General features: G+C 67.2%; 23 protein-coding genes and 1 tRNA gene. 10 read left to right on the plus strand and 14 right to left on the minus strand.

Translation table 11 applies throughout. The features are described from left to right. The 10 genes from VJ655_RS02560 to VJ655_RS02605 all read right to left on the minus strand — a co-directional run. On the minus strand, positions 1 to 928 hold a 928-nt coding region (locus VJ655_RS02560; RefSeq protein ID WP_324097934.1), incomplete at its 3' end, for a UDP-glucuronic acid decarboxylase family protein. A 145-nt stretch (positions 929 to 1,073) separates the two neighbouring features. After that, positions 1,074 to 2,054 carry an NAD-dependent epimerase/dehydratase family protein gene (locus VJ655_RS02565; protein WP_324097936.1) on the minus strand — a complete coding sequence of 327 codons (981 nt, stop codon included), beginning with the start codon at positions 2,052 to 2,054 and terminating at the stop codon, positions 1,074 to 1,076. A 2-nt stretch (positions 2,055 to 2,056) separates the two neighbouring features. Then, complete coding sequence (locus tag VJ655_RS02570; RefSeq protein WP_324097938.1) at positions 2,057 to 3,364, minus strand: UDP-glucose/GDP-mannose dehydrogenase family protein; 1,308 nt, start codon at positions 3,362 to 3,364, stop codon at positions 2,057 to 2,059. 160 nt (positions 3,365 to 3,524) lie between these two features. Further along, positions 3,525 to 4,178 (minus strand): sugar transferase, encoded by a 654-nt coding sequence (locus VJ655_RS02575; protein WP_324097940.1) that lies wholly within the window; start codon positions 4,176 to 4,178, stop codon positions 3,525 to 3,527. Positions 4,179 to 4,705: 527 nt separating this feature from the next. Next, complete coding sequence (locus tag VJ655_RS02580) at positions 4,706 to 5,107, minus strand: hypothetical protein (protein ID WP_324097942.1); 402 nt, start codon at positions 5,105 to 5,107, stop codon at positions 4,706 to 4,708. 78 nt (positions 5,108 to 5,185) lie between these two features. After that, on the minus strand, positions 5,186 to 6,328 hold the full coding sequence (locus tag VJ655_RS02585) for a hypothetical protein (RefSeq protein WP_324097944.1): 1,143 nt from the start codon (positions 6,326 to 6,328) through the stop codon (positions 5,186 to 5,188). 89 nt (positions 6,329 to 6,417) lie between these two features. Then, on the minus strand, positions 6,418 to 7,221 hold the full coding sequence (locus VJ655_RS02590; RefSeq protein WP_324097946.1) for a CsgG/HfaB family protein: 804 nt from the start codon (positions 7,219 to 7,221) through the stop codon (positions 6,418 to 6,420). Positions 7,222 to 7,224: 3 nt separating this feature from the next. Beyond that, entirely contained in the window at positions 7,225 to 7,632 is a 408-nt protein-coding gene (locus VJ655_RS02595) for a curli assembly protein CsgF (protein WP_324097948.1), read from the minus strand. A gap of 418 nt (positions 7,633 to 8,050) precedes the next feature. Continuing rightward, a complete protein-coding gene (locus tag VJ655_RS02600; protein ID WP_324097950.1) occupies positions 8,051 to 9,877 on the minus strand; it encodes a HAMP domain-containing methyl-accepting chemotaxis protein in 1,827 nt (608 codons plus the stop codon). 192 nt (positions 9,878 to 10,069) lie between these two features. Continuing rightward, a complete protein-coding gene (locus VJ655_RS02605; RefSeq protein ID WP_324097952.1) occupies positions 10,070 to 10,342 on the minus strand; it encodes a DUF2249 domain-containing protein in 273 nt (90 codons plus the stop codon). 166 nt (positions 10,343 to 10,508) lie between these two features. On the opposite strand from VJ655_RS02605, the gene VJ655_RS02610 reads away from it, so the two are divergent. Further along, positions 10,509 to 11,675, plus strand: a complete 1,167-nt coding sequence (locus VJ655_RS02610) for an acyl-CoA dehydrogenase family protein (RefSeq protein WP_324097954.1) — start codon at positions 10,509 to 10,511, stop codon at positions 11,673 to 11,675. 67 nt (positions 11,676 to 11,742) lie between these two features. On the opposite strand, the gene VJ655_RS02615 is transcribed toward VJ655_RS02610, so the two are convergent. Continuing rightward, positions 11,743 to 13,827 (minus strand): glycoside hydrolase family 65 protein, encoded by a 2,085-nt coding sequence (locus tag VJ655_RS02615; protein WP_324097956.1) that lies wholly within the window; start codon positions 13,825 to 13,827, stop codon positions 11,743 to 11,745. A 90-nt stretch (positions 13,828 to 13,917) separates the two neighbouring features. On the opposite strand from VJ655_RS02615, the gene VJ655_RS02620 reads away from it, so the two are divergent. The 5 genes from VJ655_RS02620 to VJ655_RS02640 all read left to right on the plus strand — a co-directional run bounded on the left by VJ655_RS02620 (position 13,918) and on the right by VJ655_RS02640 (position 16,833). After that, positions 13,918 to 14,523, plus strand: a complete 606-nt coding sequence (locus tag VJ655_RS02620) for an isochorismatase family cysteine hydrolase (RefSeq protein WP_324097958.1) — start codon at positions 13,918 to 13,920, stop codon at positions 14,521 to 14,523. 43 nt (positions 14,524 to 14,566) lie between these two features. After that, a complete protein-coding gene (locus tag VJ655_RS02625; RefSeq protein ID WP_324097960.1) occupies positions 14,567 to 15,064 on the plus strand; it encodes a DUF421 domain-containing protein in 498 nt (165 codons plus the stop codon). A 153-nt stretch (positions 15,065 to 15,217) separates the two neighbouring features. After that, positions 15,218 to 15,517, plus strand: coding sequence for a hypothetical protein (locus VJ655_RS02630; RefSeq protein WP_324097962.1), 300 nt, complete (start codon positions 15,218 to 15,220; stop codon positions 15,515 to 15,517). Positions 15,518 to 15,747: 230 nt separating this feature from the next. After that, the gene (locus VJ655_RS02635) at positions 15,748 to 16,521 is read left to right on the plus strand and encodes an iron-containing redox enzyme family protein (RefSeq protein ID WP_324097964.1); all 774 of its coding nucleotides are present in this window, start codon (positions 15,748 to 15,750) and stop codon (positions 16,519 to 16,521) included. Between the two features lie 9 nt (positions 16,522 to 16,530). Next, the gene (locus tag VJ655_RS02640; protein WP_324097966.1) at positions 16,531 to 16,833 is read left to right on the plus strand and encodes a hypothetical protein; all 303 of its coding nucleotides are present in this window, start codon (positions 16,531 to 16,533) and stop codon (positions 16,831 to 16,833) included. Here VJ655_RS02640 and VJ655_RS02645 read toward each other — a convergent pair. The 3 genes from VJ655_RS02645 to cpdR form a co-directional block, all read right to left on the minus strand. Beyond that, positions 16,818 to 18,446: an ABC-F family ATP-binding cassette domain-containing protein gene (locus VJ655_RS02645; protein WP_324097968.1), complete on the minus strand. Its 1,629-nt coding sequence runs from the start codon at positions 18,444 to 18,446 to the stop codon at positions 16,818 to 16,820. The two genes, VJ655_RS02640 and VJ655_RS02645, sit on opposite strands and share 16 nt — an antisense overlap. Before the next feature lie 148 nt (positions 18,447 to 18,594). Further along, positions 18,595 to 18,669 (minus strand) — tRNA-Val (locus VJ655_RS02650). 110 nt (positions 18,670 to 18,779) lie between these two features. Continuing rightward, positions 18,780 to 19,136 carry a cell cycle two-component system response regulator CpdR gene (gene cpdR / locus VJ655_RS02655; protein WP_062144046.1) on the minus strand — a complete coding sequence of 119 codons (357 nt, stop codon included), beginning with the start codon at positions 19,134 to 19,136 and terminating at the stop codon, positions 18,780 to 18,782. 169 nt (positions 19,137 to 19,305) lie between these two features. On the opposite strand from cpdR, the gene VJ655_RS02660 reads away from it, so the two are divergent. The 4 genes from VJ655_RS02660 (at position 19,306) to VJ655_RS02675 (ending at position 26,618) form a co-directional block, all read left to right on the plus strand. Next, a complete protein-coding gene (locus VJ655_RS02660) occupies positions 19,306 to 20,232 on the plus strand; it encodes an N-formylglutamate amidohydrolase (RefSeq protein ID WP_324097970.1) in 927 nt (308 codons plus the stop codon). A gap of 755 nt (positions 20,233 to 20,987) precedes the next feature. Beyond that, positions 20,988 to 22,820: a translational GTPase TypA gene (gene typA / locus VJ655_RS02665; protein ID WP_324097972.1), complete on the plus strand. Its 1,833-nt coding sequence runs from the start codon at positions 20,988 to 20,990 to the stop codon at positions 22,818 to 22,820. A 165-nt stretch (positions 22,821 to 22,985) separates the two neighbouring features. Next, positions 22,986 to 25,400, plus strand: a complete 2,415-nt coding sequence (locus VJ655_RS02670; protein WP_324097974.1) for a putative bifunctional diguanylate cyclase/phosphodiesterase — start codon at positions 22,986 to 22,988, stop codon at positions 25,398 to 25,400. Between the two features lie 54 nt (positions 25,401 to 25,454). Beyond that, on the plus strand, positions 25,455 to 26,618 hold the full coding sequence (locus tag VJ655_RS02675) for an aminotransferase (RefSeq protein ID WP_324097976.1): 1,164 nt from the start codon (positions 25,455 to 25,457) through the stop codon (positions 26,616 to 26,618). Positions 26,619 to 26,800: the final 182 nt, after the last annotated feature.

The following is a 26,800-nucleotide window of genomic DNA, read 5'->3' on the forward strand; positions in this document are numbered from 1 at the left end:
CGTCGAAGTACTCGATGGTCTTCATCAGTCCGACCTTCAGCGGCGCGGTCGGGGTCCAGTCCAGGTGCTGCCTGGCCAGGGTGATGTCGGGCTGGCGCTGGCGCGGATCGTCGGAGGGCAGGGGGCGGTGGACCAGTTCCGAGCGGCTCCCGGTCAGCTCCACGACCAGGTCGGCCAGCTGCTTCATCGTGAACTCGACCGGATTGCCCAGGTTGATGGGGCCGGTCACGTCGTCGCCGGTGTTCATCAGCCGGATCAGGCCCTCGACCAGGTCGTCGACATAGCAGAACGAGCGCGTCTGGTTGCCGTCGCCATACAGGGTGATGTCCTCGCCCTTGAGCGCCTGGACGATGAAGTTGGACACCACGCGCCCGTCGTTGGGATGCATGCGCGGGCCATAGGTGTTGAAGATCCGCGCCACCTTGATGCGCAGCCGGTGCTGGCGCCAGTAGTCGAAGAACAGGGTCTCGGCGCAGCGCTTGCCCTCGTCGTAGCACGAGCGGATGCCGATCGGATTGACGTTGCCCCAATAGCTCTCGACCTGCGGATGGATCGAGGGATCGCCGTACACCTCGGAGGTCGAGGCCTGCAGGATCTTGGCCTTCACCCGCTTGGCCAGGCCCAGCATGTTGATGGCGCCATGAACGCTGGTCTTGGTCGTCTGCACCGGGTCGAACTGGTAGTGCACCGGGCTGGCCGGGCAGGCCAGATTGTAGATCTGGTCGACCTCGACATAGAGCGGCATGGTCACGTCATGGCGCAGCAGCTCGAAGCGCGGATTGGCCAGGTTCTGGGCCACGTTCTGGCGCGAGCCGGTATAGTAGTTGTCGACGCAGAGCACCTCGGCGCCCGACGCCAGCAGCCGATCGCAAAGGTGGGACCCAACGAAGCCCGCACCGCCGGTCACGAGAATACGCTTTCCTAGCATGGTACACCCATCTTCCGATTTCCTCGAACGCCGCCGCTAGCGGCCGTGGAACATCGGCTCTGTTTCATGAAGTGCGGCGTGAGCTCCAAGAGCTTATTCCGTCTATGCTTGTCGCGCGGATTTGCGCGCCCAATCCAGCATCGCCTCACGCGCTTAGAGGCCTTAGACCATGCCATTCGACGAACTTTGCCAGCCCCTCGGCCAATGTCACCTTGGGCTTGTAGCCGCACAGAGCGTGGAGCTTGTCGATATTGGCGAAGGTGGCGGTGACGTCGCCGGGCTGCATGGGTCGGAAGACCTTCTTGGCCTCGACGCCTAGCGCGGTCTCCAGCGTGGTGATCATGTCCATCAGGCCGACCGGATCGTTGTCGCCGATGTTGTAGACTTCGTGCCCGCCCTGGGCCGGCGGGTGATCCAGCACGCCGAGGATCCCGTCGACGATGTCGTCGATGTAGGTGAAGTCGCGGGCCATCTTGCCTTCGCCATAGACCTCGATGGCCTCGCCCTTCAGCATCTTCTCGGTGAAGCCGAAATAGGCCATGTCCGGGCGCCCCCAGGGGCCATAGACGGTGAAGAACCGCAGGCCCGACTGCGGGAAGCCGTAGAGCTTGGCGTAGCTCTGGCTCAGCAGTTCGCAGGAGCGCTTGGTGGCGGCGTACAGCGACACCGGGCTCTCGGCCGGATCGGTCTCCTTGAAACCCTCGCCGTTCAACGGCCGGTCGCCATAGACGCTGGACGAGCTGGCGTAGACCAGATGCTCGACGCCGGCGTGGCGACAGGCTTCCAGCACCGACAGGTGACCGGCCAGGTTGCTGCGCTCGTAGGCGAACGGGTTCTCGATCGAGTAGCGGACGCCGGCCTGGGCGGCCAAGTGGATCACCTGGCGCGCGCCCGAGCTCTTCACAAGGTCGGCGAAGGCCTCATGCTCCGCGATGTCCATGCGGATCATCTTGAAGCCTTGGCGGCCGTCCAGACGCGCCGCCCGGGCTTCCTTCAGCGCCGGATCGTAATAGGCGTTGAAGTTGTCGACCCCGATCACCGCCTCGCCGCGATCGAGCAGGCGCTCGGCCACGTGGTAGCCCACGAAGCCGGCCGCGCCGGTGACGATGATCGGAGCCTTGCTCATGATCAGCCGCGCCCGATGGAGGCGTAGGTGAAGCCGTGGCGCTCCATCTCGGCGGGCTTGTAGACATTGCGCAGGTCGACGACGACCGGCGTCTTCATCAGGAGCTTGACGCGGTCCAGGTCCAGGGCCCGGAACTGGTCCCATTCGGTCAGGATGACCAGGGCGTCGGCGCCCTCGGCGGCCTCATAGGCGCCGGCCTTGAAGTCCACATCCTTGAGCATGTGGGCCGCTTCCTTGGCGCCTTCCGGATCGAAGGCCTGGACCTTGGCGCCCATGGCCTGCAGGGCCGGCAGGATGTCGAGGCTGGGGGCGTCGCGCATGTCGTCGGTGTTGGGCTTGAAGGTCACGCCCAGCACGCCGACCGTCTTGCCGGTGAGGTCCTCCAGCTGCATGGCCTTTGCGACCTTGTCGGCCATGGCCTTCTTGCGCGCGTCGTTGACCTCGACCGTGGTCTCGATCAGCCGGGTCGGCGCCCCGTACTGCTGGGCGGTGCGGACCAGGGCGATGGTGTCCTTGGGGAAGCAGCTGCCGCCGTAGCCCGGGCCGGCATTGAGGAACTTCGAGCCGATCCGCTTGTCCAGGCCAATGCCCTTGGCCACCGACTGCACGTCCGCGCCGACCTGCTCGCAGAGGTCGGCCATCTCGTTGATGAAGGTGATCTTCATCGCCAGGAAGGCGTTGGCCGCGTACTTGATCAACTCGCTGGTGCGGCGGCCGGTGAAGACGATCGGCGTCTCGTTGAGGCTCAGCGGCCGGTAGAGGTCGCGCATCACCGCCTGGGCGCGTTCGTCCTCGGTCCCGACAACGACCCGGTCGGGGCGCTTGAAGTCCTCGATCGCCGCGCCTTCGCGCAGGAACTCGGGGTTCGAGACCACGGCGAACTGGGCGTCGGGGCGGACCTTCTTGATGATCGCCTCGACCTCGTCGCCGGTGCCGACCGGCACGGTCGACTTGGTGACCACCACCGTGAAGCCGTCGATCAGGCCGGCGATTTCCTCGGCCGCGGCATAGACGTAGGAGAGATCGGCATGGCCGTCGCCCCGACGGGTGGGCGTACCCACGGCGATGAACACCGCGTCAGCGTCCTTGATCGCCTGGGCGCCGTCCAGGGTGAAGAAGAGGCGCCCTTCCCGCACGTTGCGGGCCACCAGGTCGTCCAGCCCCGGTTCGAAGATCGGAATCTCGCCCTTCTCCAGCCGCTCGATCTTGCTGGGATCCTTGTCGATACACGTCACCACGTGACCGAAGTCAGCGAAACAAGCCCCAGACACCAGGCCCACATAACCCGTGCCAATCATCGCTACGCGCATATTTTCCCCACGAGAGGTTCCTGCCCGTCTATGCGGGCGAGAAGTTCCAAAAAAGTTCACCGCTCCGCGCACGCGCGCGAAACGAGATAATGACCCCTAATGACAGTTCTTACGGCCTATTCTTAGGCTAGTACGCCAGATGACCTATACCGCTCAGGTCTTAGTAGGCGTTTTCAGCCATCAAGAGATGCGGAACGGTCATGAGCAGGATCCTGACGTCTCCGCCCAGAGTCCAACGCTCGATGTACTCGTTGTCCGCGTCGATCCGCGCGGCCATCGCCTCGACCTCACTCGTCCCTCCGCGCAGCCCCTTGATCTGGGCCAGACCGGTCAGGCCGGGGCGGGCGCGGAAACGCAGATGGTAGTTGGCGATCACGGCTCCGTACTGCTCGTCGTGAGCCAGCGCGTGCGGGCGAGGCCCGACGATCGACATGTCGCCCCGCAGCACGTTCAGCAACTGAGGCAACTCATCAATGCTGGTCTTACGGATGATCCGCCCCACCGTCGTAATGCGATCGTCGTCCCGCTTGGCCTGGGCCACGACCGGACCGTTCTCCAGGCATCGCATCGAGCGGAACTTGAAAATCGTGAAAGCTTGGCCGTTCAGCCCGCCGCGCGCTTGACGGAACAGCACCGGGCCGGGCGATTCCAATTTTATGAGGACCGCGATCAGCACAAGCAGCGGGGCGAAGAACAGCAGCGCGCCACCCGCCACCAGGATGTCCATGGCTCGCTTCAACGGATCCCCCGCGACCGGCGACGTGTTTACGGCGCAAATTCGCTGTTCCGCTGACGGATTAGATGCAATCAGCACGTGGTCCCCACCAGTCTATGTGCGCGGGTCTTTTGCCCGAAATTTAGGAAGCCTTTACTAAATCAGCGTTCGACAAACAACCGCTCGCAGTGGCCGTTAACTAACCTTTTTTCGCAATCGGATGTTTCTTGCGCGATCAAAGGACATTCCTCGCCCTATTGGCAGGCGCCTGCACGCATAACGAGTGAGCGCGTTAAGTCTAAAAATATTTCTTTTTCGCCCGCCAACTGTGAAAAAATGCACGTAATGGCTGAAAGAGACTTGATGACGGCGGCCTCTACCCTGCAAGCCATGCGCTTGGCGGCCGATGTCATTGACGAGACGTCCAAGATCTATTGCTTGACCGTCCAGGGCTCGTGGAGCCGAGAAGCCTTGCCCCCCCATCGGCGGCGGAGCGCGGTAACCGCACCCGCCAGTCTTAAGGCTACGTGTGGGCCTGGAATCTGAGGTCATCAGCTTGAGCCCTGACGTTCTGATCCACGGCGGCGGGCGAGGTCCTGAAATATCGATCGGCCCCCAAACCTCGCTCAAGGCACCTGGTCCAGCACGCGGCCGACCAGGGTCAGCAGCTCCTCCGACGGCGGGGTGGCGTCGAGCAGGTTGCTGTTGCCGGCGTAGACGAGGTTGCGGTTGTCGGCCAGCGACACCGACTTGACCGAGGAGTCGCTGGTGATCCGCACCCAGACCAGCACGCATTCGCGCAGCGGCGGGATGGTGGCGTCGACGATGGTTTCCAGGCGCAGCTGCCACCGGTCGCCGGTGAAGGCGGCCAGCGGATCGTCGATCCGGCCAGTATCGCGAAACAGCGAGCCGGCGGGGATGAACAGCGCCGTGGTCGACGGGCTGGCGCTGTCCATCTGACGGCACACCGCCAGGGTGGCGGCCTGGGCCGTGAGAGGGACCGCGGCGAAAACGAGCGGCGTCGCCAAGACGGCCAGACCCCAACCGGTAGACGTCCAGACCGGACGTCTACCGCCTTGTCTCCGATCACGCATGGATCGGGTCGGCTACTGGCTGAGACTGATCGTGTAGCCGTTGGCCGCCGGCGTTGAGGTGATGTCCATGATCGAGTCGGCGCTGGTCTGGCTGATCAGGATGCCTGCTCCGCCCGACAGCGAGCTACCCATGGTGAAGGCCCCGCCATCGACGGTCAGCGACAGCGAGGTGGCGCCGCCGCCCGACTGGGTGACCCGCACCTTGCCGGCCCCCGCCGCCGCCGCGACGACGTTCGACAGGGTGACGTTGGCCACCGAGGCGGCGCTGGAGGTCAGGCCATAGTCGACCTTGGACCCCGTGCCGGTGACAGTGAGGTTCGAGGTCTGGACGCCAGTTCCGGTAAAGGCGTTGCTGATGGTGTTGCCGTTGGCCGCCGGCAGGGTCACCGAGAAGGTCTTGTCGCCCGCCCCGCTCGAGGTGTTGGTCACGGTGTTGTTGTCGGACAGCAGGGTGATCGTGCCGGTGATCGTCGTCGCCCCGGAGTAGGTGTTGGTGATGGTGTTGTTCGAGCCGGTGACGTTCTCGGTCACCGAGATGGCGCCGGACGCCGCCAGGGTGTTGACGACGGTGTTGCCGTCGCCAGTGAAGGTTTCGGTCAGGCTGTCGCTCCCGCTCGTCGAGGCCACGGTGTTGGTGATGGCGTTGTTGGTGCCGTTGACCGTCAGATTGTAGGTCAGGCCAGTTCCATCCAGGACGTCGGTGATGGTGTTGGCCGTGGTCCCCGGGGCGGTGTTGACCACGTTGACCGTCACCGTCGGGGCCACCGGCGCGGTCGTGGCGCCGATGGTCAGCGAGTGGGTGTTGTTGCCGCCGGCCGCGGCCGAACCGTAGTTCAGCGTCAGGCTGCCGCCCGTGGTGGCGTCGGTGAAGGCGCCCTTCAGCACGTTGCCGGCGCCCTGCTGGTTGATGCTGACCGTGCTCCAGGGTCCGTGGATCAGCAGGGCCGTGCCGCCGGGCAGGCCGTTGGCGGTGATGACGTTGCTGGGGTTGGTGGCGTCTTGGGTAATGGCCAGGCTGTTGACCGAATTGCCCGCCCCGCTGGCGTTGATCTTCAGCGTGTTGGCGGCCAGGGCCGCGCCGCTGGTCATCGTCAGCGCCGCCAGCAGGGCGGTCGTCGTTAGGAACCGTGATCGTCTATCGAAAATCCTCGCCATGGTTTGTCCTCCCTATCGTTAAGCAGATCCGCCGCGCGATCGGCCAGATCGGCCAGATCGCCCCGGGGCAGCCCCTGCCTGGACTGCCGTCATGACCACCAGCCATCGTGGATGCCCTGGTCGACGAGTTGGGTGAGGGCGCTGCGCACGGCCGAACCGAGGGCCAGGCCCACCGGTTCGTTGGCGGAGCCGCCAGCCTCGAGGTCGAGCACCGAGGTGCTGTAGATCTTGGTGATATGGCCGCCGACGGCCAGCGAGTTCACCGACTTGGTCACCGTGGTCTGGCCCAGCACCTCGCCAGTCTGAACCGCCACGGCTCGCAGACTGAAGGTGACGAGATCGGTGACATACGTGCCGCTGGCGCCGACCGCGCCGACGGCGGCGCCAGCCTTGATCTCGCGGGTCGAGCGATCATAGGCGACCACCTGGCCGACCAGCAGGATCTCGGCGACGCGCAGGGTGTAGAGCTTTCGCGCCGCGGCGGGGGACCCGGCCGGCTCCTGGACGCCCCCCGCAGCGGGCTCGGGCATGCTGTTGAGGGCCAGGGTGGCCAGCTGCCGCTCACGCAGCAGTTCGTCGACGTGCTGACGTTCGACCAGATAGACATAGCCGGGCCGCAGCGAGCGCACGGCGTCGATCAGGTACGGCGTGCAGTCCATCGGCACCGCCGTGCTCAGCTCCTGGGGTAGTTGGGTGGGTCGCCGCTGGCCCGAGGTGTCGATACAGCTATAGACGCCGACCGTCAGGGCGCGGGGCGGCGGGGGCGGCAGGGGAATCTCCTGCCGCGCCATGACGGTGGGCGGCTTGACCAGGGCAGGCCGCGTCGCGCACCCCGACAGGGCCAGAAGAGTGGCGACGCCGAGCCTAGCCCAGACGGTCCGCCGCGCCCCCATGCCTCAGTTTCCTGACGGCACGGTCAAGGTGGTGGAGCCGGTCGGGCTGGTGATGGTGATGCTCAGCTGCCCGTCCGAGTTTGTGTAGGTGATGGTGACATTGCCCGAATGCACCGAGCCGGAGGTGCCCGGCGCCGAATTGGCGATCTTCTGGGCGATCGACTGGGCGACCAGGCCATTGAGCTGTGAGACGATGGCGTTGACGAACGGGGCGTTAGGGTCGGGCGGGATCGCCGCCTTGGCCGCCGCCGCCGCCGCCGCGGCGCGCGCGGCCTGCAAGCTGCGATCGAACTGGGCCATCTGCAAGCCGATGGGATTGGTCCCGCCGAAGCTGGGCGACAGCATGTTGTAGTGCAGGTCGGTGGCCTGGACAGGCCCAGCCGTCGCGGAAATCGTCAGACCGGCGATCACCGCCGCGGCGCGCTCGAGAGCGCCAAGGCGTCGGCCGCTCGGCGCGATGACCGGCGCGAGAATTCTCTTCGAATTCGCAAGCGAATCCGATGGCGACGAGGCCTTCACGGGAAGCCCTCCCTGTAGTGAACGGGCATTCGCCCATCGTTGTTATCTATATTAAGCGGAAAATTTCAATTTTCGCAAGGATCCACAACGAATGTGATCTTCGTCACATCGCACGCTTGCTCTCTAATTATTTTAGATCGATCTTAAAATCTCACGCACGTATAAAATTGATGCAAAAGTAACTCCAACTATATGGATTTATATTCTATTTTGACTAAATCATTAACAATTGCTTAACGACACCCATAACTCAATCCCACCGGGTCCGGTTAAGATTAGTCGCCCAGGAGAGATTTCCGAATTTGAACAGCTAGGCCGCACGCGTCGCGGGCCGGAACGCCCCGTCGTCGCGGGCTCCAGAGACGCTCTCCCCGGTTTGAAAGCGATCGATCAGAACCTGCAGCTGCGACATTTCCCGCGCCAGGCTGTGGCTGGCGGCGGTGGTCTGCTCGACCATCGCCGCGTTCTGCTGGGTGGTGTGATCCATCTGGCCGACCGCCACGTTGACCTCGGCGAGACCGGCCGCCTCCTGCTGGGCCGACGCGGAGATGGAGAGCACCACCGCGTCGATCTCGGCGACCTGGCTGGCGATGCGCTCGAGCGCCTGTCCCGCGCGCCCGACCAGCGCCACGCCGGTCTCGACCTGACCGGTCGAGACGGTGATCAGGGTCTTGATGTCGCGGGCCGCCTCGGCGGAGCGTTGCGCCAGGGCCCGCACTTCCTGGGCGACGACCGCGAAGCCCTTGCCGCTGTCGCCCGCCCGAGCCGCCTCGACGCCGGCGTTCAGGGCCAGCAGGTTGGTCTGGAAAGCGATCTCGTCGATCACCCCGATGATCTGGCCAATCTCGCCCGCCGATCGCTCGATCCGCTCCATGGCGGCGATGGCGTCGGCGACGACCTTCTCCGATTGGCTGGCCTCGGCCCTGGCCGCCGAGACGGCCTGGGTGGCGCGCCCGGCGCCCTCGGCGGTGCTGCGAACCGTGGCCGTGATCTGGTCGAGGGCCGCGGCGGTCTCTTCCAGGCTCGCCGCCTGTTGCTCGGTGCGCCGCGAGAGGTCGTCGGCGGCCTGGCTGATGTCGGCCGCGCCCGCCCGGACGTTCGACGTCGCGCCGCCGATCACGCTCATGGCCTGGTCCAGGCCGCCGATGGCCTGGTTGAAGTCGGCGCGCAGCGCCTCGTATTCGGGTGGAAAGCCCGAGGTCAGACGATGCGAGAGGTCGCCTTCCGAGAGCTTCCGCAAGGCCTCGGCAAGGTCGGTGACGACGAGGCGCTGATCCTGGGCGACGGCGGCCTGGCTGGCTTCGTGACGGCGGCGAGCCTCTTCCGAGGCCTGGGCCTGCTCGGCGGTCAGACTTTCCAGGCGAAGCTTCTCGATCGCCGCGTCGCGGAAGGCGCCGACCGCGGCGGCCATGTCGCCGACCTCGTCCTTGCGTCCGAGCGCGGGGATCTCGACGGCGTTGTCGCCGCCCGCCAGGCGCCGCATCACCGCCGCCATCGCCGTCACCGGCTTGGCCACCAGCCCCGTCAGCAGCATCGCCGCCGCCACGGCGCTGGTCAGGGCCAGGGCGGCGCCGGCGGCCAGGGCCAGCTTGGCCGTGTGGGAAGCCTGCACCTGGCGCGACAGCCGTTGGCTGGCGATGCGACGATGGTTCTGTTCAAGTTCAACGAGCAAGGCGTCCAGCCGCGCCGGCGCATCCCGCCCGATCAGGGTCAGGGCCTCGTTCCGCCCCTCGGGCCGCGCCGCGCCGGCGAGGGCCGGCTCCACCTGGGCGACGCGCCACCGAGCCACCAGGTCCTGCAGCGCCCGGGCGCGCGCCCGTTGCGCGGCGTCCTTGTGCATGCGGGCGAAGCTGGCCAAGGCCGCGTCGGCGCCGGCGGCCTGTCGACGATAACGCGCCTCCACAGCCGGATCGCCACTGATCACATAGCCTCGCGCGAGCGCCTGTTCCTCGGCCAGACCCGAGCGAACGGCGGCGAGCTCGGCCGTCCGTCCCTTGCTGTACTCGTTCATCGAGGAGAGCTGATCGAGCCGCGTCAGTTGCAAGGCCACCACGCCATTGCCCGCGATGACCATGCCGATGACCAGGGCGAAGGCCACGGTCAGTTTGCGCGAAATGCTCAGATCTTTGAACGACATTGGAACCTTCCGACCGTCTGGCGGCGAGGGCGGGGTTTTCTCAAGCCGGCCGAAATCCGTCGTTGTGCGTCAGCAAGCTTCTTCTTCCGGCTTCTCCGCCCCTCCCGAGATCGGGTTGGGGGCCGCGGCGCCAAGCTCCACAGGGGGATCATCCGCCCCGGGATCACCAAGCCGGCGCACGCGGCGGTTGGCTCAGCCCATCATGACGAAGTCGATGACGACCCCGTCGGCGCCCCTTTCCCGGTACTCGATGGCGATGACCTCACCGAAGCGCTCCCGCATCTGCCGAAGCAGGGGGATCGGGTCGTGGTCATTTACGAACCGCATCGCTTCACCCGGCTCGAGCGTGGCCAGGGCGCCGAAGATGGCCGCGTGGCGAAAGCGCTTGGCGACCCCTCGGGCGTCGAAGGGATAGGCCGCCAGGATCGGGGCGCCGCCTGATGACGGAGAATCAGCTTGGTTCATGGGGAGCTCCTTGTTCAGAGGGAGCCCAGCCTAGAGGCCCGCGCCGGGCGCTCGTTGCGCCCCGACAAGAAACCGTCGACGCCGGCCGACGACGCGGATTTGAACGAGATCAAGGCCAACGCGGCGGCCGATCATCTAGGCTCGACGCCGCAACGGCGACAGAGCGATGACGAGCGACGGTCCACAAGCGATGGCCGAGGCCGCCTTCCTGGCGGAGGTTCGCGCCTTCCTGGCGGAAAACCTCACGACGGATCTGCGCGCGGCGGGGCGCAGGACCGTGGGCCTGTTTTCCGACATCGCGGCGGGAAGGATCTGGCAGCGCCGGCTTCAAGCCCGGGGCTGGGCCGCGCCGAGCTGGCCCAAGGCCCATGGCGGAGCCGGCTGGAGCCCTCTCCAGCGCTTTCTATTCGACCGGGAATGCGTCCTCAACGACGCGCCGGCGCTGTTCGCCGCGGGCGTCCGCAGCCTGGGCCCCCTGTTGATCGAGGCCGGGTCCGAGGCCCAGCGTCAGCGCTATCTGCCCGCCATACTCTCGGGCGACGACCTTTGGTGCCAGGGCTTTTCCGAGCCCGCCGCGGGGTCGGATCTGGCTGCGATCCGGAGCCGGGCCGATCGGGCGGGCACGCGCTATCGCCTGAACGGCGGCAAGATCTGGACGACCGGCGCGCACTTGGCCAACCGCATGTTCGCGCTGATGCGCACGGGGGCGGAGGGCGCCGGGCGCGACGGCCTGACCTTCCTTCTCGTCGACATGGACAGTCCCGGCGTGTCGGTGGTTCCGATCCCCGGCTTGTCCGGCGAGCACGAATTCAACCAGGTCTTCTTCGACGACACTCCCGTGCCACTGGCCAATCGCGTCGGCGCCGAGGGCGAGGGCTGGGCCGTGGCCAAGCGGTTGATGCAATTGGCGCGCTCGAACAACACGCCCGCGGCGGCCGTCCGGCGCGCCCTGCAACAGGTTCGCGCCTTCGCCGATACGCCGGAGTTCGCGCCGCGTCTGGCGGCGCTGGCGATCGACCTCCAGGCCTTCGAGCAACTCGAAATGCGCCTGCTACCGGGAGGGCGGCCAAGGCCTGGCGACGACCTGGCCCCTTCGCTGCTCAAGCTGGTGGGGAGCGAGCTACGCCAAAGGATCGCCGAACTTGGGCTGGAGGTCGCCGGCCCCTACGGGGCGATCAGACACTGGCCCTTCGAGGAAGACGGCCAATCCAGCCCCGCCGCGATCGGATGCGAGGCCAGCGCGCGGTACTTAGCCAGCCGGGCGAACACGATCTATTCGGGAACCAGCGAAATCCAACGCAATCTGATCTCGCGCGCCCTTGTCGCTCGTTGATCCCGCCCCGTGCGCCACTCGTGGCCGACCGCCACGTCCGCGAGTCAGCCAGGCATGGGCGTAGTGTTCACGGGCGGTTCTCCTCCAGCGGCGTAAGGCTCGCCGTTTGGCCGTGGCATGCGCTCAGGCGCATGGGCTGGCCGCGCACCCAGAGCCGATCGATTTCGATGGCCTCCCAGCCGGCCGGCAGGACGACGGGCGCGCACGCCCAGCTCTCCGGCGCGCCGTCGCTCGGCTCGAGACGCGGGAAGCCCATCAGCAGCGCGCTGAGAAAGCCGCCCATGTTGGCGAAGAACGGGCCCGCGCGCGGCTGCTCCGGAAAACGGTCGGGCCGGTATTCGAGGATCTGGCCAAATCGTCCGCTCTCGAACTTGGCGTATCCCTCGTCGAGCAGCGTCAGCGCGAGATTCCGATCGCCCGCGCGCGCCGCCCAGGCGCCGTAGAGCGCCGACAGCATCGGACTGCCCAGATAGCGGTCGGCCTGGTCGAGATAGAACCGCAGCGTCGCCTGCTCCTCGTCCGGCGGCAAGGCGAAGCCGAACGGCCAGATTCCCATCAGGGGATCCGGCGTCGCGCCCTTTTCCTCGACCTTGCGATAGCCGTCGTGGGAGACGACGACCGGGCCGCGCCGGGGAATGGCCATGTTGGCGGCGATCTGACGCCAGCGCGGGTCGACCTGCCGATCAAGGCGCTCGCCCAGGCGGATCGCGTCCTGGAGCACGACCACGGCGGCCATGTTGCTGAAGGCGGCGTTGTCGACCGGTTCCGCGCGTTCGGCGATGCCCATCGAGGCGCGGATTTCATACCCGCCCGCGGTGCGATGGACGCGGGAGACGATCCAGTCGGCGACCCCCGACAGCACCGGCCAGGCCTTGTTGAGCCGGAACTCCCCCTGCCCCGTGACCTCGCCATAGAGGGCGAAGGCTCGCGCGACGTCCAGGGACCCGTGATCCTCGTGCCAAGCCGCCGTTCCCGGCAAGGGGGCGCACTCTTCGCCTCGGGCGGGCGAACTCTCCCATGGAAACTGCGCGCCGGCCCGCCCCATCAGCTTGGCGTTGGCGCGAGCCCCCTCGAGATTGCGGAAGCGATAGTCCAGGAGGGCGGCGGCGGCCCGCGGCTGGACAAGGGTCAGGACCGGAACCGCGAAGGCCTCGATGTCCCACATCACGTGGCCATAGTAGTAGTGATAGTCGTGCCAGGTCGCGAGGCCGAAGATGGAGGTCGACGCGCACGACGAGGCGTGGACCGAGCTGTTCAGATAGAAGAACGCCGCGTCCGCCAGGGCCTGCCAGCGCGGTTCGGCGCCGACCAGCCTGATGCGTCCCTTCCAGATCTCGGCCCAGGCCGCCTGGTTCTCGGCGCGGATCGCTGAAAAGCCGTCGTGACGCGCCTTGGCCGCCATTCGCCCGGCCTGTTCGTCGGGCCGCGTGTGGAGGGCGCTGGGCGCCAGGCTGGTGATCTGGCGCAGGCGATAGGTCTGGCCAGCGCGCGCGCGAAAGCCATAGGTGGTGATGAGGCCCGAGGCGTCCAGCGCGGGTCGTCCGGGCTCCACCTCTCCTGCGGCGCCGCCGGACATTTCCGACACATAGGCCAGACCCAGGCGGCTGAGTCCGCCAGCCGACTCCCAAAGCATGGCCCCGTCCGTACTCGGCTGGGCTTCGCCGGGCGTATCGCGCCAGAAGCGCAGCGCCCGCCCCAGGACCCCCGCGGTGGCGACACCGGCCCGCACCTGAAGGTCGCAGGCGGCATCGACGCTCAGGGTGACCTCCTGGCAGACCAGGGTCGGATCCTCGCGGCTGGCGAAGGTCAGGACCGAGCAGGTCACCCGACGCTCGCCCACGGCGAAAACGAAGCGGCTGGTCAACTCGCCGCAGGAGAAGTCGTAGGCCTGCTCCAGCGCGCTGACCTGATGGCCCAGGTCCGACAGCCAGGCGCCGTCGATCGCGATGTCGCCAGCCAGGGGATACGGCGCGGGCGCCGCCGCCTCGATCCGGCGCTCGGGGTCCTCTCCGACATAGCCGCTGACCAGGGCCATGCCCGCCCGCAGCGGCTGGCCGCGCACGCGCAGGCCAATGAGGCCGTTGCTGACATAGGCCGGGAGATTCTGGCCGTCCTCTCCCGAGACCGGCGGCGGACTGATGAGCTCGGGCATCGCCTCTTCCTCGTGCGTCGGAGACCTGCTCAACTCCGGGGCCTGGGGAAGGTTCGCGAACCTCCGCCTTCGGTCGCGCGTTTGGCGCACATGAACACGCCGACCGAAGACGCCGCCAAGATCGCCGGACCCGCGCCGAGCGGGGTCGGCCTGCTGGTCATAGACATGATCAACGACCTGGATTTTCCCGGCGCCGAGCCCCTGATCGCGGCCTGCGAGGCGGTCGCCGATCGTATCGTGGGCCTGCGCGCCGAGGCCGACCGCCTTGGCGTTCCGACGATCTATGTGAATGACAACTTCGGCCACTGGCGCGCCGAACGCTCGGCGATCATCGAACACGTCATGCGTCGAGGCTCGCCAGGCCGCGAGATCGTCAAGCGCCTCGCGCCGCGCTCGCGGGATTTCTTCGTCATCAAGCCACGTTTCTCGGGCTTCTACGCGACCAACCTGCAGGTGCTCCTGCCGCAGCTTGGCGTCGATCGCCTGGTCCTCACCGGCGTCGCCACCGACATCTGCGTGCTGTTCACCGCCGCCGACGCCTATATGCGCGAGTACGGCGTATGGACGCCACACGACGCCGTCGCCAGCGACGATCCCCAACGCGCGACGTGGGCGCTGGAAATGATGCGCAACAGCATGGGGGCCCGCACCGATGCGACGGGCGATCTGACGCTTGAAGACTGGATTGGCGACTGACGGCCGTCAGAACCCAAACCCTCTCATTCGCGTTCGACCGACCATGGAGACCCTCCGTATCCTGATCGGTCCCGACACGGGCGACGCCACCGTCGCCCAGCTTTGCGCCCGTGCGGTCATCCTGTTCCTGTTCGGCGTTGTCTGTATCCGCATCGCCGGTCGACGCACCTTTTCCCAGATCACCCCGCTGGACATCATCGTGGCGATCATCGTCGGCTCGAACCTCAGCCGCGCCATGACTGGCAAGGCCCCGTTTTTCGGCGGCCTGGCGGCCACGCTGGTTGTCGTCGTTCTGCACCGGCTGATCGCCATGGCCACCCTGCGCTGGAGCGCTCTGACCCAACTGTTCAAGGGCGCGCCCGTCAGACTCGTGCAGGACGGGATCGTCGACCGCCCGGCCATGCGGCGTCACGCCATCAGCCAGGCCGATCTCGAGGAAGGCTTGCGCATGGAGCAGGTGGAGGCCATCGAGGACGTGCGCCTGGCCACCCTGGAGGCGGGCGGAAAGATCAGCGTCGTGAGGCGCCGCGACGTCCGCTAGCGCCCTTGGCCCCGACCAGTTCCCACAGCAAAGTCAAATATTTAGCCGACACGGGTGTCGCGTTTCCGACAGAGGAACGCTAGGCCGACATCCGCCGTTTGCCTTCTCGCCACGTCGCCGGCGCGGCCTGAACAAGATGGGAAGTGAACGACCATGAACGACAACCGAGACAATTCCGGCCTGCAACAGCAGCCCGATGACGCCCAGCGCCCGCAAGCCGGGCAGCAGAACCAGCAGGGCGAAAACCGTCAGCCCCAGCAGCAACGACAAGATCCTCAACAAGCTCAGACGGACCAGCAAAACCAGCAGGCCGACCGTCGCCAGAACGAGGACGTCCAAGGCGCCGAGCGAGGCGGCCTGGACGAAGGCGGCCTAGACGAACAAGGCGGCATGACCGGCGGCAACGGCGACATCCGTCCCGGCCGCACGGGCGATGGCGGCGCCGAGCGCTGATCTGGAGGGCCGCTCGCAAGAGCGGCCCTCGCCTTAACGATCCTGACCCTTAATCCTCCCGGAGTGACGCTGTGTACGGTGGCGAGCAACTTTCGCATCTGGGCGCGTTCAGCCCCCAATTCCCGGACGCCGACGCCTTGCACAAAGGCTTGGCCCATTGGAACCACGTCCGCCTCTCTCCGAGCGCGCCTTCCGAAGGGTGGTCGGAGGAGCTTGATAGAGAGATCCGGATGCGCCGGATCGAAGGCGCGTTCATCGAAGCATTCCGTCGCCATGTGGCGCCGCTCGTCGAGAGCGTCCCCGCCGACCCCGACGGCTTCATCGCCTGGTTCGAAGCGCTGAAGGACCATGGCCCCGGTCAGTGGGATCCGTTGTTCGACTGGCTGGAAGGCCAGGCCTCGATGGAGGATCTCAAGTGGTTCCTGACCCAGGAAGCGGCTGGCGAAGCGGGCTTCGACGACCTGGTGGCCATGACGCAGGTCAAGCTTCCCGACCGCGCCAAGCTCGAGCTGGCGCGCAACTACTGGGACGAGATGGGCCGCGGCGGCGCGCGCGGCATGCATGGGCCGATGCTGTCGCGGACGACGCGAACCCTCGGTCTCACGCCAAGCATCGACACCACCCTTTGGCAGTCGCTCTGCCTGGCCAACACCATGACCGCCTTCGCCACGACCCGCCGCTATGTCTGGCATTCGGTCGGCGCCTTGGGCGTGGTGGAGCTGACGGCCCCGACCCGCGTGGCCTGCGTCGACGCTGGCCTCAAGCGCGTCGGCGTCGCCCCGGAGGCCCGCAAATATTTCGCGCTGCACGCCCAACTCGACATCGAGCACTCCAAGGCCTGGAACACCGAGGCCCTGGTCCCACTGGTGTCGGAAGACCCGTCGCGGGCGCGGTTCATCGCCGAAGGCGCGGTCATGCGCCTGATCTGCGGCGAGCAATGCTTCGAGACCTATCGCGCGCACCTTTGGGCCCACGCGCACCCTTTGGTCTACGCGGCCGAGTAGGAGGCGACGATGACCTGCGTTTTCGAGGTCTCGCCGTTCGATAGGGGCTGGTGCGTCAAGCTCTGCGACACCGGCGAGGTCCTGTTTTTCGAGACGGGCGGCCAAGCCGAACGCGAGGCCAGGCGCCTGGCCGCGACCCATCCCGGCGGCGCGCGCGTGCGCGTGCTGGACCTGCGTCGCCAGCTGGCCGGCGAATGGTCGGCGAGCGTGTCGCCCACCGCCGAACCGGGCGTCTCGACGTCCGAAGACCCATTGGCGGCGCCGACCCTGGACGATCTCGCCAGGGTCGTCCGACGCTACCCGCCCGGGTGAAGCCCCGGCGCTTCCTGGCCGGTGCGCTCGACATATTCCGTGTAGCCGCCGCCGTACTGATGAACACCCTCGGGCGTCAGCTCCAGCACGCGGTTCGACAGGGCCCCCAGGAAGTGGCGGTCGTGCGAGACGAACAGCATCGTGCCCTCGAAGTCCGCCAGGGCCGCGACCAACATTTCCTTGGTCACCATGTCGAGGTGGTTGGTCGGCTCGTCCAGCACCAGGAGGTTCGGCGGATCGAACAGCATCTTGGCCATGACCAGGCGCGCCTTCTCGCCGCCGGACAGGACACGGCAGGGCTTTTCGACATCGTCGCCCGAGAAGCCGAAGCATCCCGCCAAGGTGCGCAGGGCGCCCTGCCCCGCTTGCGGGAACGAGCGCTCCAAGGACTCGAAGATCGTCTCCTCGCCGTCCAGCAGGTCCATGGAATGCTGGGCGAAATAGCCCATCCTGACGCTGGCCCCGATGTGGACCGCGCCCTGGTCGGGCTTGGTGTCGCCGGCCACCAGCTTCAGCAACGTCGACTTGCCCGCGCCGTTGGCGCCGAGCACGCACCAGCGCTCCTTGCGGCGGACCAGGAAATCCAGGCCCTCATAGATCGGCCGGTCGCCATAGCCCTTGTGGACGCCGCGCAGGCTGATCACGTCCTCGCCCGAGCGCGGCGGGCTCTGGAACTCGAACTGGACCGACTGGCGACGGCGCGGCGCCTCGACACGTTCGATCTTGTCGAGCTTCTTGACCCGGCTCTGGACCTGGGCGGCGTGCGAAGCGCGCGCCTTGAACTTCTCGATGAACTTGATTTCCTTGGCCAGCATGGCCTGCTGTCGCTCGTACTGCGCCTGGCGCTGCGCCTCGCTGAGCGCCCGCTGCTGGTCATAGAAGTCGAGGTCGCCCGAATAGGTGATCAACTGGCCGGCGTCGATCTCGACCACCTTGCCGATGATGCGGTTCATGAAGGCGCGGTCGTGCGAGGTCATCAGCAGCGCGCCGTCGTAGTTCTTAAGGAAGGCCTCGAGCCAGATCAGGCTTTCCAGATCGAGGTGGTTGCTGGGTTCGTCCAGCAGCATGCCGTCGGGCCGCATCAAGAGGATGCGGGCCAGCGCCACGCGCATCTTCCAGCCGCCGGATAGCAGGCCGACGTCGCCGTCCATGCGCTCCTGGCTGAAGCTGAGACCCGCCAGCACCTCGCGCGCCCGGGCCTCAAGCGCATAGCCGTCCAGTTCCTGAAAGCGCTCCAGCACCTCGCCATAGCGCTCCATGACGGCGTCCAACTGGTCGGCCTGCTCCGGATCGACCATGGCCGCTTCGAGCGTGGCCATCTCGGCGGCGAGGGCGCTGACGGGCCCGACGCCGTCCATCACCGCGGCGACCGCGCTCTGGCCCGACATTTCCCCGACATCCTGGCTGAAATAGCCGATCGTCATGCCGGGATCGATCGTGACCAGGCCGTCGTCGGGCTGCTCCTGGCCGGTGATCATGCGGAACAGCGTCGTCTTGCCAGCGCCGTTCGGGCCGACCAGCCCGACCTTCTCACCCTTCTGGACGCCCATCGAGGCTTCGATGAACAGGATCTGGTGGCCGTTCTGCTTGGAGATATTGTCGAGGCGGATCATGGCGGTCTGCTAGCCTGGGAGGAAGCGAAGCGCCAGCCCTAGAGCCGCGCCAGATCCAAGCGAAGGAACGGGTGAGCCCCTCGGAACCGCACCGGAACGCGACACGCGAAATCGGCTTAACGCTTTGATTTTTAAGGGTAAGGAGAGATGGTGGACGCGACAGGGATTGAACCTGTGACCCCTACGATGTCAACGTAGTGCTCTCCCGCTGAGCTACGCGTCCGCCGAAGCGATCCGAAGCGCCTCGTAAGGCGTCCCGGCCGGGAAGGTGTGGGGGTATAGCGGCGGCTTGGCCGGCGCGCAAGCCGCCGTTCAAAACTTTTTGGAGCCCTTCTAGGCGGCCATCATCTTCTCCACCTCGGCGACGAGGTCGCGCAGGTGGACGGGCTTGGACAGCACCTTGGCGCCAGCCGGCGCGCGGTCCTGGGCCGAAAGGGCGACGGCGGCGAAGCCGGTGATGAACATGATGCGCAGGGCCGGATCGCGGGCGGCGGCCTGACGCGCCACCTCGATGCCGTCCATGCCAGGCATGACAATGTCGGTCAGCAGCAAGTCCCAGGGGTGGTCCAGATGCTGGACGGCTTCCTCGCCATCGGCGCAGGCCTGGACTTCGAAGCCGGCGCGCTCCAGGGCGCGGGCCAGGAAGCCGCGGAGGGAATCATCGTCTTCGGCGAGGAGGATGCGGGCCATGAGGTCACGTTTCCGGAGTAAAGAAGTCTTCGCTTGAAGGCGCACCTTATCGCGTTCTGCGTAAATCGGGGATGAACCTAAACGTCGCGGCTGTGGACGGATCTCCCGTCGGCTTGATGTTCGACAAGTTTGGCTTTGACCCCGGGCGCGGCGGCTTCGATGATGGGCCATGAGCGTCATGCGGCCGATCGCGACCGACCAGCCGGAAACCGCGCCGTTGGAGACCTTCGACGGCCCGGCGTTCGAAGTGCTGCGCGCGGCCCCGGCCGGCTCGCCGCCGCCGACGGCCCTGGTCTTCGCCTCGCCGCACTCGGGCGGGGTCTATCCGCCCGACATGGTCGCCGCCGCCCGCCTGCCAGTGGAGACGCTGCGCGCTTCCGAGGACGCCTTTGTCGACCGCATCGTCGCCGGCGCGCCGCGCCTGGGCGCGGCCGTGGTCCGGGCCCGTTTCGCCCGCGCCTATGTCGACCTGAACCGCGAGCCGTGGGAGCTGGACCCGGCCATGTTCGACGAGACCCTGCCCGACTACGCCCACGGGCGCTCGGCTCGGGTCGCCGCGGGCCTGGGCACGATCCCCCGCATCGCCGGCGAGGGACGGCCGATCTACGCGCGCAAGCTGACCTTCGCCGAGGCGCGGGATCGCGTCGAGCTGGCCCACCGCCCCTATCACGACGCTCTGGACCGCCAGCTGGCGGCGGCGCGGGCGGCGCACGGCGCGGCGATCCTGATCGACTGGCATTCGATGCCGGCGGCGGCGGCGCGCGGCCAGAAGGCCCGTGGCGGCGGGACGTGCGACATCGTGCTGGGCGACCGCTTCGGCGCGGCCTGTTCGCCGAAGCTGACAAGCCTGGTCGAGCGTGAGCTGGAGGCCATGGGCTACCGCGTCGCCCGCAACGCCCCCTATGCCGGCGGCTACACCACCGAGCACTACGGCCGCCCGGCCAAGCGCACCCACGCCCTGCAGATCGAGATCAACCGCTCTCTCTATATGGACGAGGAAACCCGCGAGCCGACCGACGGCCTGGCGCGCGTGACCGCCGACGCCGAGACCCTGACCCGGGCGCTGGCCGCGCTGGATGTTAGTGAGCTGAAGTAGCGTCCGGAAACCCTCTCTCTTTGAGAGAGGGAGGGGCCCATGCGAAGCATGGGAGGGTGAGAGGTTTCGCCGCTGGCGGGCGAACCTCGGGATTCTCAAATCAGAGCTTTCGGGAAATGGGCTCAGTATCGCGGATTCGGGGCGGGCCTAAGCGCTCAAGCCGGGTAAGTCCATAACCTCTCACCCTCCCACGCCCGCGGTGCGGGCCCCTCCCCCTCTCAAGGAGAGGGTTTCATACGCCCCAGAACCCCGCCGCTTGTCCCGCGTTGTCATCGATCAAGGACACGCGCCGCCGTTCGGGCCAAAAAAAAGCCCGGTGAAACCACCGGGCCAGTTCATTAGGGAGGAAACGCCCAGGAAGGGCAGAAGCGGCAGCGCCGCCTCACAGGATTGTTTATAGGGTGCGGCGCAAAATTGGGCAAGCGGAAAAGTGGACAGCAATGTCGATTTTTCTAAAGGGGATTGAAGCAAGCCTTTATGCCGTAAGGGTTACGCAAGGTCGTTGCTTTGTGGTGCGCAATTTTTGATCATGTTGCGCTGCACAATTTGTTGCATTTGAAACCGTCTCCGACAAGAACGTGTCGCAAAGCCAGGTCTGGCAAGGCTTTGATGATGACACCGGTTTCCTGCGACAAGTGTTTCATAGGGGTGGGGGTGGATAAATCGAGCGCAGTCGCGTAAAAGCCGCGCGCCTGACGCGTAGAGCGTCATCTCCTATTCTTCTCGCCCAAATCCCCGAAAGTCCGTCCGTTCCCATGAACATGCGAAATATCGCCATCATCGCGCACGTCGATCATGGCAAGACCACCCTCGTCGACCAGCTGCTGGCCCAGTCCGGCGTGTTCCGCGCCAACGAAGCCACGACCGAACGGGCGATGGACTCCAACGACCAGGAGCGCGAGCGCGGGATCACCATCCTGGCCAAGTGCACCAGCGTCCTGTGGAACGGTGAGGCGGGCGAGACCCGCATCAACATCATCGACACCCCCGGCCACGCCGACTTCGGCGGCGAGGTCGAGCGGATCCTGGGCATGGTGGACGGTTGCGTCCTGCTGGTCGACGCCGAGGAAGGCGTCATGCCGCAGACCAAGTTCGTGCTGACCAAGGCGCTGAAGATGGGCCTGCGCCCGATCCTCTGCATCAACAAGGTCGACCGCGCCCACGCCGATCCGGACCGCGTGCACAACGAAGCCTTCGACCTGTTCGCGGCCATCGGCGCCACGGATGAGCAGCTGGACTTCCCGCACATCTACGCCTCGGGCCGCGCCGGCTGGGCCACGCTGGACCTGAACCAGCCCAGCGACACCCTGGCCCCGCTGTTCGACCTGATCGTCCGTCACGTTCCGCCGCCCAAGGTCGCCGAGAACAAGGACAAGCCGTTCCAGATGCTGAACGTGCTGATCGAAAGCGACCCGTTCCTGGGCCGCCTGCTGACCGGCCGCATCGAGAGCGGCAAGGCCGTCCCCGGCATGGCCATCCACGCCCTGGACCGTAACGGCAACGAGATCGAGCGCGGCCGCATCACCAAGGTGCTGGCCTTCCGCGGCCTGAAGCGCCAGCCGGTCGACGAAGGCGCCGAGGCCGGCGACATCGTCGCTATCGCCGGCATGAGCAAGGCCACCGTGGCCGACACGCTCTGCGCCATGGAAGTGACCGACGCGCTCCCCGCGCAACCGATCGACCCGCCGACCATCTCGATGACCGTCTCGGTCAACGACAGCCCGCTGGCCGGTCGCGAAGGCGACAAGGTCCAGTCGCGCGTCATCCGCGACCGCCTGCTGAAGGAAGCCGAGTCGAACGTGGCCATCCGCGTCACCGAGACCTCGGAAAAGGACGCCTATGAGGTCGCCGGCCGCGGCGAACTGCAGCTGGGCGTTCTGATCGAAAACATGCGCCGCGAGGGCTTCGAGGTGTCGATCAGCCGTCCGCGCGTGGTCTATCAGACCGGCGAGAACGGCCAGCGCCTGGAGCCGATGGAAGACGTGATGATCGACGTGGACGACGAGTTCACCGGCATCGTCATCGAAAAGCTGTCGGCCCGTAAGGCCGAGCTGAAGGACATGGGTCCGTCGGGCGCGGGCAAGACCCGCATCACCCTGCTGTCGCCGTCGCGCTCGCTGATCGGTTATCAGGGCGAGTTCCTGACCGACACCCGCGGTTCGGGCGTGCTGAACCGCGTGTTCAGCCACTACGAGCCGCACAAGGGCCCGATCGACCAGCAGCGCAAGGGCGTGCTCGTCTCGAACTCGGACGGTGAAACCGCCGCCTATGCGCTGTGGAACCTGGAAGAGCGCGGCGTGATGTTCGTCGGCGCGGGCGAGAAGACCTACCAGGGCATGATCATCGGCGAAAACAGCCGCCAGGACGACATGGACGTCAATCCCATGAAGGCCAAGCAGCTGACCAACGTCCGCGCCTCGGGCAAGGACGAGTCGATCCGCCTGACCCCGCCGCGCAAGATGACCCTGGAACAGGCCATCGCCTATATCGAGGACGATGAGCTGGTCGAGGTCACGCCCAAGAACATCCGCCTGCGCAAGCAGACGCTGAACCCCTCGTTCCGCAAGAAGCGCGTCAAGGAAGACTAGTCTCCCTCGCGCCGAAATCTGGGGCCGCCGTTCGCAAGGACGGCGGCCTTTTTCGTTTCCGCCGGTATGTGACCGAACGCACACAGCTTAACCGTGAATTTACCCGCGCCGTCGAAGGTTCCACGGCGGGGGATTTCGCTTCCGGTAGACCAAGGAGATCGCGTCTTGCGCGCCGTCGCCAGATCGCTTCTCAGCCGCGTCGCGACCGCGATCGCCGCCCGCATGTCGCCCTCGGTTCCTGAGTCCATGGCGGGTCGGGTGCGGATGGAACAGGTCCAGAGCATCCTGCGGATGACGCCCGTGATGATGGGCGCCAACCTGGTCATCGCCTTGCTGGTGGCCGTCGCCGGCATGGCCGGTCCGCACCGCCTGTTCCTGACCGTCTGGGCCGTGGCCGTCGGCGCCTATGCGCTGCTGGGCCTGCGCGGCTGGCTGTCGGCGTGGCGCACCAAGGGCGGCAAGACCACCGTCTCGGCCCAAGGGGTCAACCGGATCATCCTGCAGGCCGGCCTGCTGGGCGTACTGTGGGGCGTGCTGCCCGTGGCCACTTTCGGCTCCGGCTCGGGGACCCTGCCGATGCTGGTCGCCTCGGTCATCGCCGGCATGATCGGCTGCGGCGGTTTCGCCCTGCTGGCCCTGCCGCCCGCCGCGATCGCCTATTCGGCCCCGATGGTCGCCGGCTCGCTGATCATGCTGGCCTCCACCGGAGAGCCGATCCTCTACGCCCTGGGGGGCCTGCTGATCTTCTGTCACCTGGTGGTGATCGTCTCCTGCCTGGCCCACGCCAAGGTGTTCGTCGAGCGCCTGGTCGCCAGCGAGGAGCTGGAGACCCAGCGCCAGGTGGTCAGCCTGCTGCTGTCGGACTTCGAGGAAGGCGCCAGCGACTGGCTGTGGGAGGTCGACGCCGCCGGCGCCCTGACCTACGTCTCCGACCGCATGGCCGCGGCCGCCGGCCTGGACCGCGCCGCCCTGATCGGCAGCCCGATGTCGGACCTGTGCGGCGCGGCCGAGGGCCCCGCCGGCCCGGTCGCCGCCCTCTCGGGCCTGTTCGCCGAACAGAAGACCTTCCGCGACATGGTCGTCTCGATCGAGGTGGGCGACCAGACCCACTGGTGGTCGCTGTCGGCCAAACCGGTCCACGACCTGGACGGCCGCTTCGTCGGCTTCCGCGGCGTCGGCGCCGACATCACCCAGGCCCGCGAGGACCAGGCCCGCATCTCGCGCCTGGCCCACTACGACGTGCTGACCCAGCTGCCCAACCGCCTGTCGTTCCTGCAGGCGCTCAGCAAGGCCTGGACGGAACACGGCCGCGCCGACCGCGAGCCGCGCGGCGCTGGCTGCGCGGTGCTGTGCCTGGATCTCGACCACTTCAAGGGCGTCAACGACAGCCTGGGCCACCCGATCGGCGATGATCTGCTGATCCAGGCCTCCGGCCGCCTGCGCCAATGCGTCGGCGAGCACATCGGCGAGGGGGGCCTGGTGGCGCGCCTCGGCGGCGACGAGTTCGCCGTGGTCATCGCGCCCTCGCCCGGCGCCGAGGCCTTGGGCGAGCTGGCCCGCGATATCGTCACCAGCCTGTCCGAGCCCTATGACGTGCGCGGCCACCACGTGCTGATCGGCGCCAGCATCGGTATCGCCGAGGCCCCTCTGCACGCCGACGACCCCGACGGCCTGCTGAAGAACGCCGACCTCGCCCTCTACCAGGCCAAGGGCGACGGCCGCGGCGCCTATCGCTTCTTCGAGACCGCCATGGACCTCTGGGTCCAGCAGCGCCGCGAGCTGGAGCTCGACCTGCGCGACGCCCTGGCCAAGGACGAGCTGAAGCTGTTCTTCCAGCCGCTGATCGGCCGTCGCGAGAACCAGATCACCGGCTTCGAGGCGCTGCTGCGCTGGCAGCATCCCCGCCGGGGCCTGGTGGCGCCCACCGACTTCGTCGAGTGCGCCGAGCAATGGGGCCTGATCGGCAAGATCGGCGAGTGGGTCCTGCACCAGGCTTGCCACACGGCCGCGACCTGGCCGCCGCATCTGTCGGTGGCCGTGAACCTGTCGCCCCACCAGTTCGCCTCCGGAAACCTGGTGGCCCAGGTGCGCAAGGCGCTGAAGACCTCCGGCCTGCATCCCGCGCGTCTGGAGCTGGAGATCACCGAGGGCCTCCTGCTGCAGGACAGCGTCAAGACCCTGGGCCAGCTGGCGCAGCTGAAGGAGATGGGCGTCAAGATCGCCATGGACGACTTCGGCACCGGCTATTCCAGCCTGGCCTATCTGTGGCGGTTCCCGTTCGACAAGATCAAGATCGACCGCTCGTTCGTGGCCGAGATGCAGGACAACACGGCCATCGCCGATATCCTGCGCACCATCGCCCTGCTGGGCCAGACCCTGAACCTGGAGGTCACCGCCGAGGGCGTCGAGACGCCCGACCAGGCGCGGCTGCTGGCCGAGATGCGCTGCGACACCTTCCAGGGCTTCCTGTATGGCCGTCCGATGCCGGTCGGCGACATCCCCAGCTTCCTGATGTCCAACCTGGCGCGCCAGATGCGGCGGGATGAGGGCGGAGCCGATGACGAGGCGATGGTCGGGTAGGGAACGGGAGATGCTCCCCCGCGATGCGGGGGAGGATCTATGCTAGCAAGCCCCATGGTTCATCCCGTCTTCGACAACCTGCCGACCACGATCTTCGAGCGCATGAGCGGCCTCTCGCGCCGGCACGGCGCGATCAACCTGGGCCAGGGTTTTCCCGACGACCAGGGCCCCCTGCCCGTCCGCGAGGCCGCCGCCCGGGCGCTGATCGAGGGCTCCAACCAGTACCCGCCGATGCGCGGCCTGCCCGAGTTGCGCGCCGCCGTCGCCGGTCATTACCAGCGCGCCCACGGCCTTTCCCTTGACCCCGAGACCGAGATCACCGTCACCTCCGGCGCGACCGAGGCCCTGGCGGCGGCGTTCCTGTCGCTGATCTCGCCCGGCGACGAGGTCGTGCTGTTCCAGCCGCTGTATGACGCCTACCTGCCGCTGGTGCGGCGAGCGGGCGGAGTTCCCAGGCTGGTCCGCCTCTCCCCGCCAGAATGGCGCTTCGACCGGGCGATGCTGGAGGCGGCCTTTTCCGACCGCACGCGGATGGTGGTGCTCAACAGCCCCCTCAATCCGGCCGGAACCGTCGCCCCCGACGAGGACCTGGTCCTGCTGGCCGAGTTCTGCGTGCGCCACGACGTCCTCGCCGTCTGCGACGAGGTTTGGGAGGCCGTGGTGTTCGACGACCGCCGCCACCGGCCGCTGATGACCTTCCCCGGCATGCGCGAGCGCACGGTCAAGATCGGCTCGGCGGGCAAGCTCTTCGGCATGACCGGCTGGAAGGTCGGCTTCCTGTGCGCGGCTCCCGCCCTGACGCGGGCCCTGGCCTCCGCCCATCAATTCCTGACCTTCACCACCCCGCCCAACCTGCAGGCCGGGGTAGCCTGGGGCCTCGACAACCACCGCGCCTGGTTCGACGCCATGCCGGCCGCCCTGCAGCGCTCGCGCGACCGCCTGACCGCCGGCCTGCGCGCGGCGGGCTACGTGGTGCTGGAGAGCCAAGGGACCTATTTCCTGAATGTGGACCTGACCGCTTCCGGAATCGTCCTCGACGACGTGGCCTTCTGCGAACGCTGCGTGGCCGAGTTCGGCGTCGCGGCCATCCCGGTCTCGGCCTTCTTCGCGGACAATCCGGTGACGAACGTGGTCAGGCTGTGCTTCGCCAAGACCGACGAGACGCTCGACGCGGCGATCCAGCGCCTGGCCGCGGCGCGGGCGGCGATGGGCCGGTAGGCGCGGGCGGCGAGGGATCAGGTCCTCCCCGACAACGCCTTCAGCACGGCGGCCGGCGTGATCGGGATGTGCCGCAGGCGCACGCCGACGGCGCGGAAGATGGCGTTGGCGATGGCCGGAGCGACCACCGTCGTCGCCGGCTCGCCCAGGCCGACCGGAACCTCGACGCTATCGACGAACTG

The organism is Caulobacter sp. (genome assembly GCF_035254145.1).
In the GTDB taxonomy this organism is placed as follows: domain Bacteria; phylum Pseudomonadota; class Alphaproteobacteria; order Caulobacterales; family Caulobacteraceae; genus Caulobacter.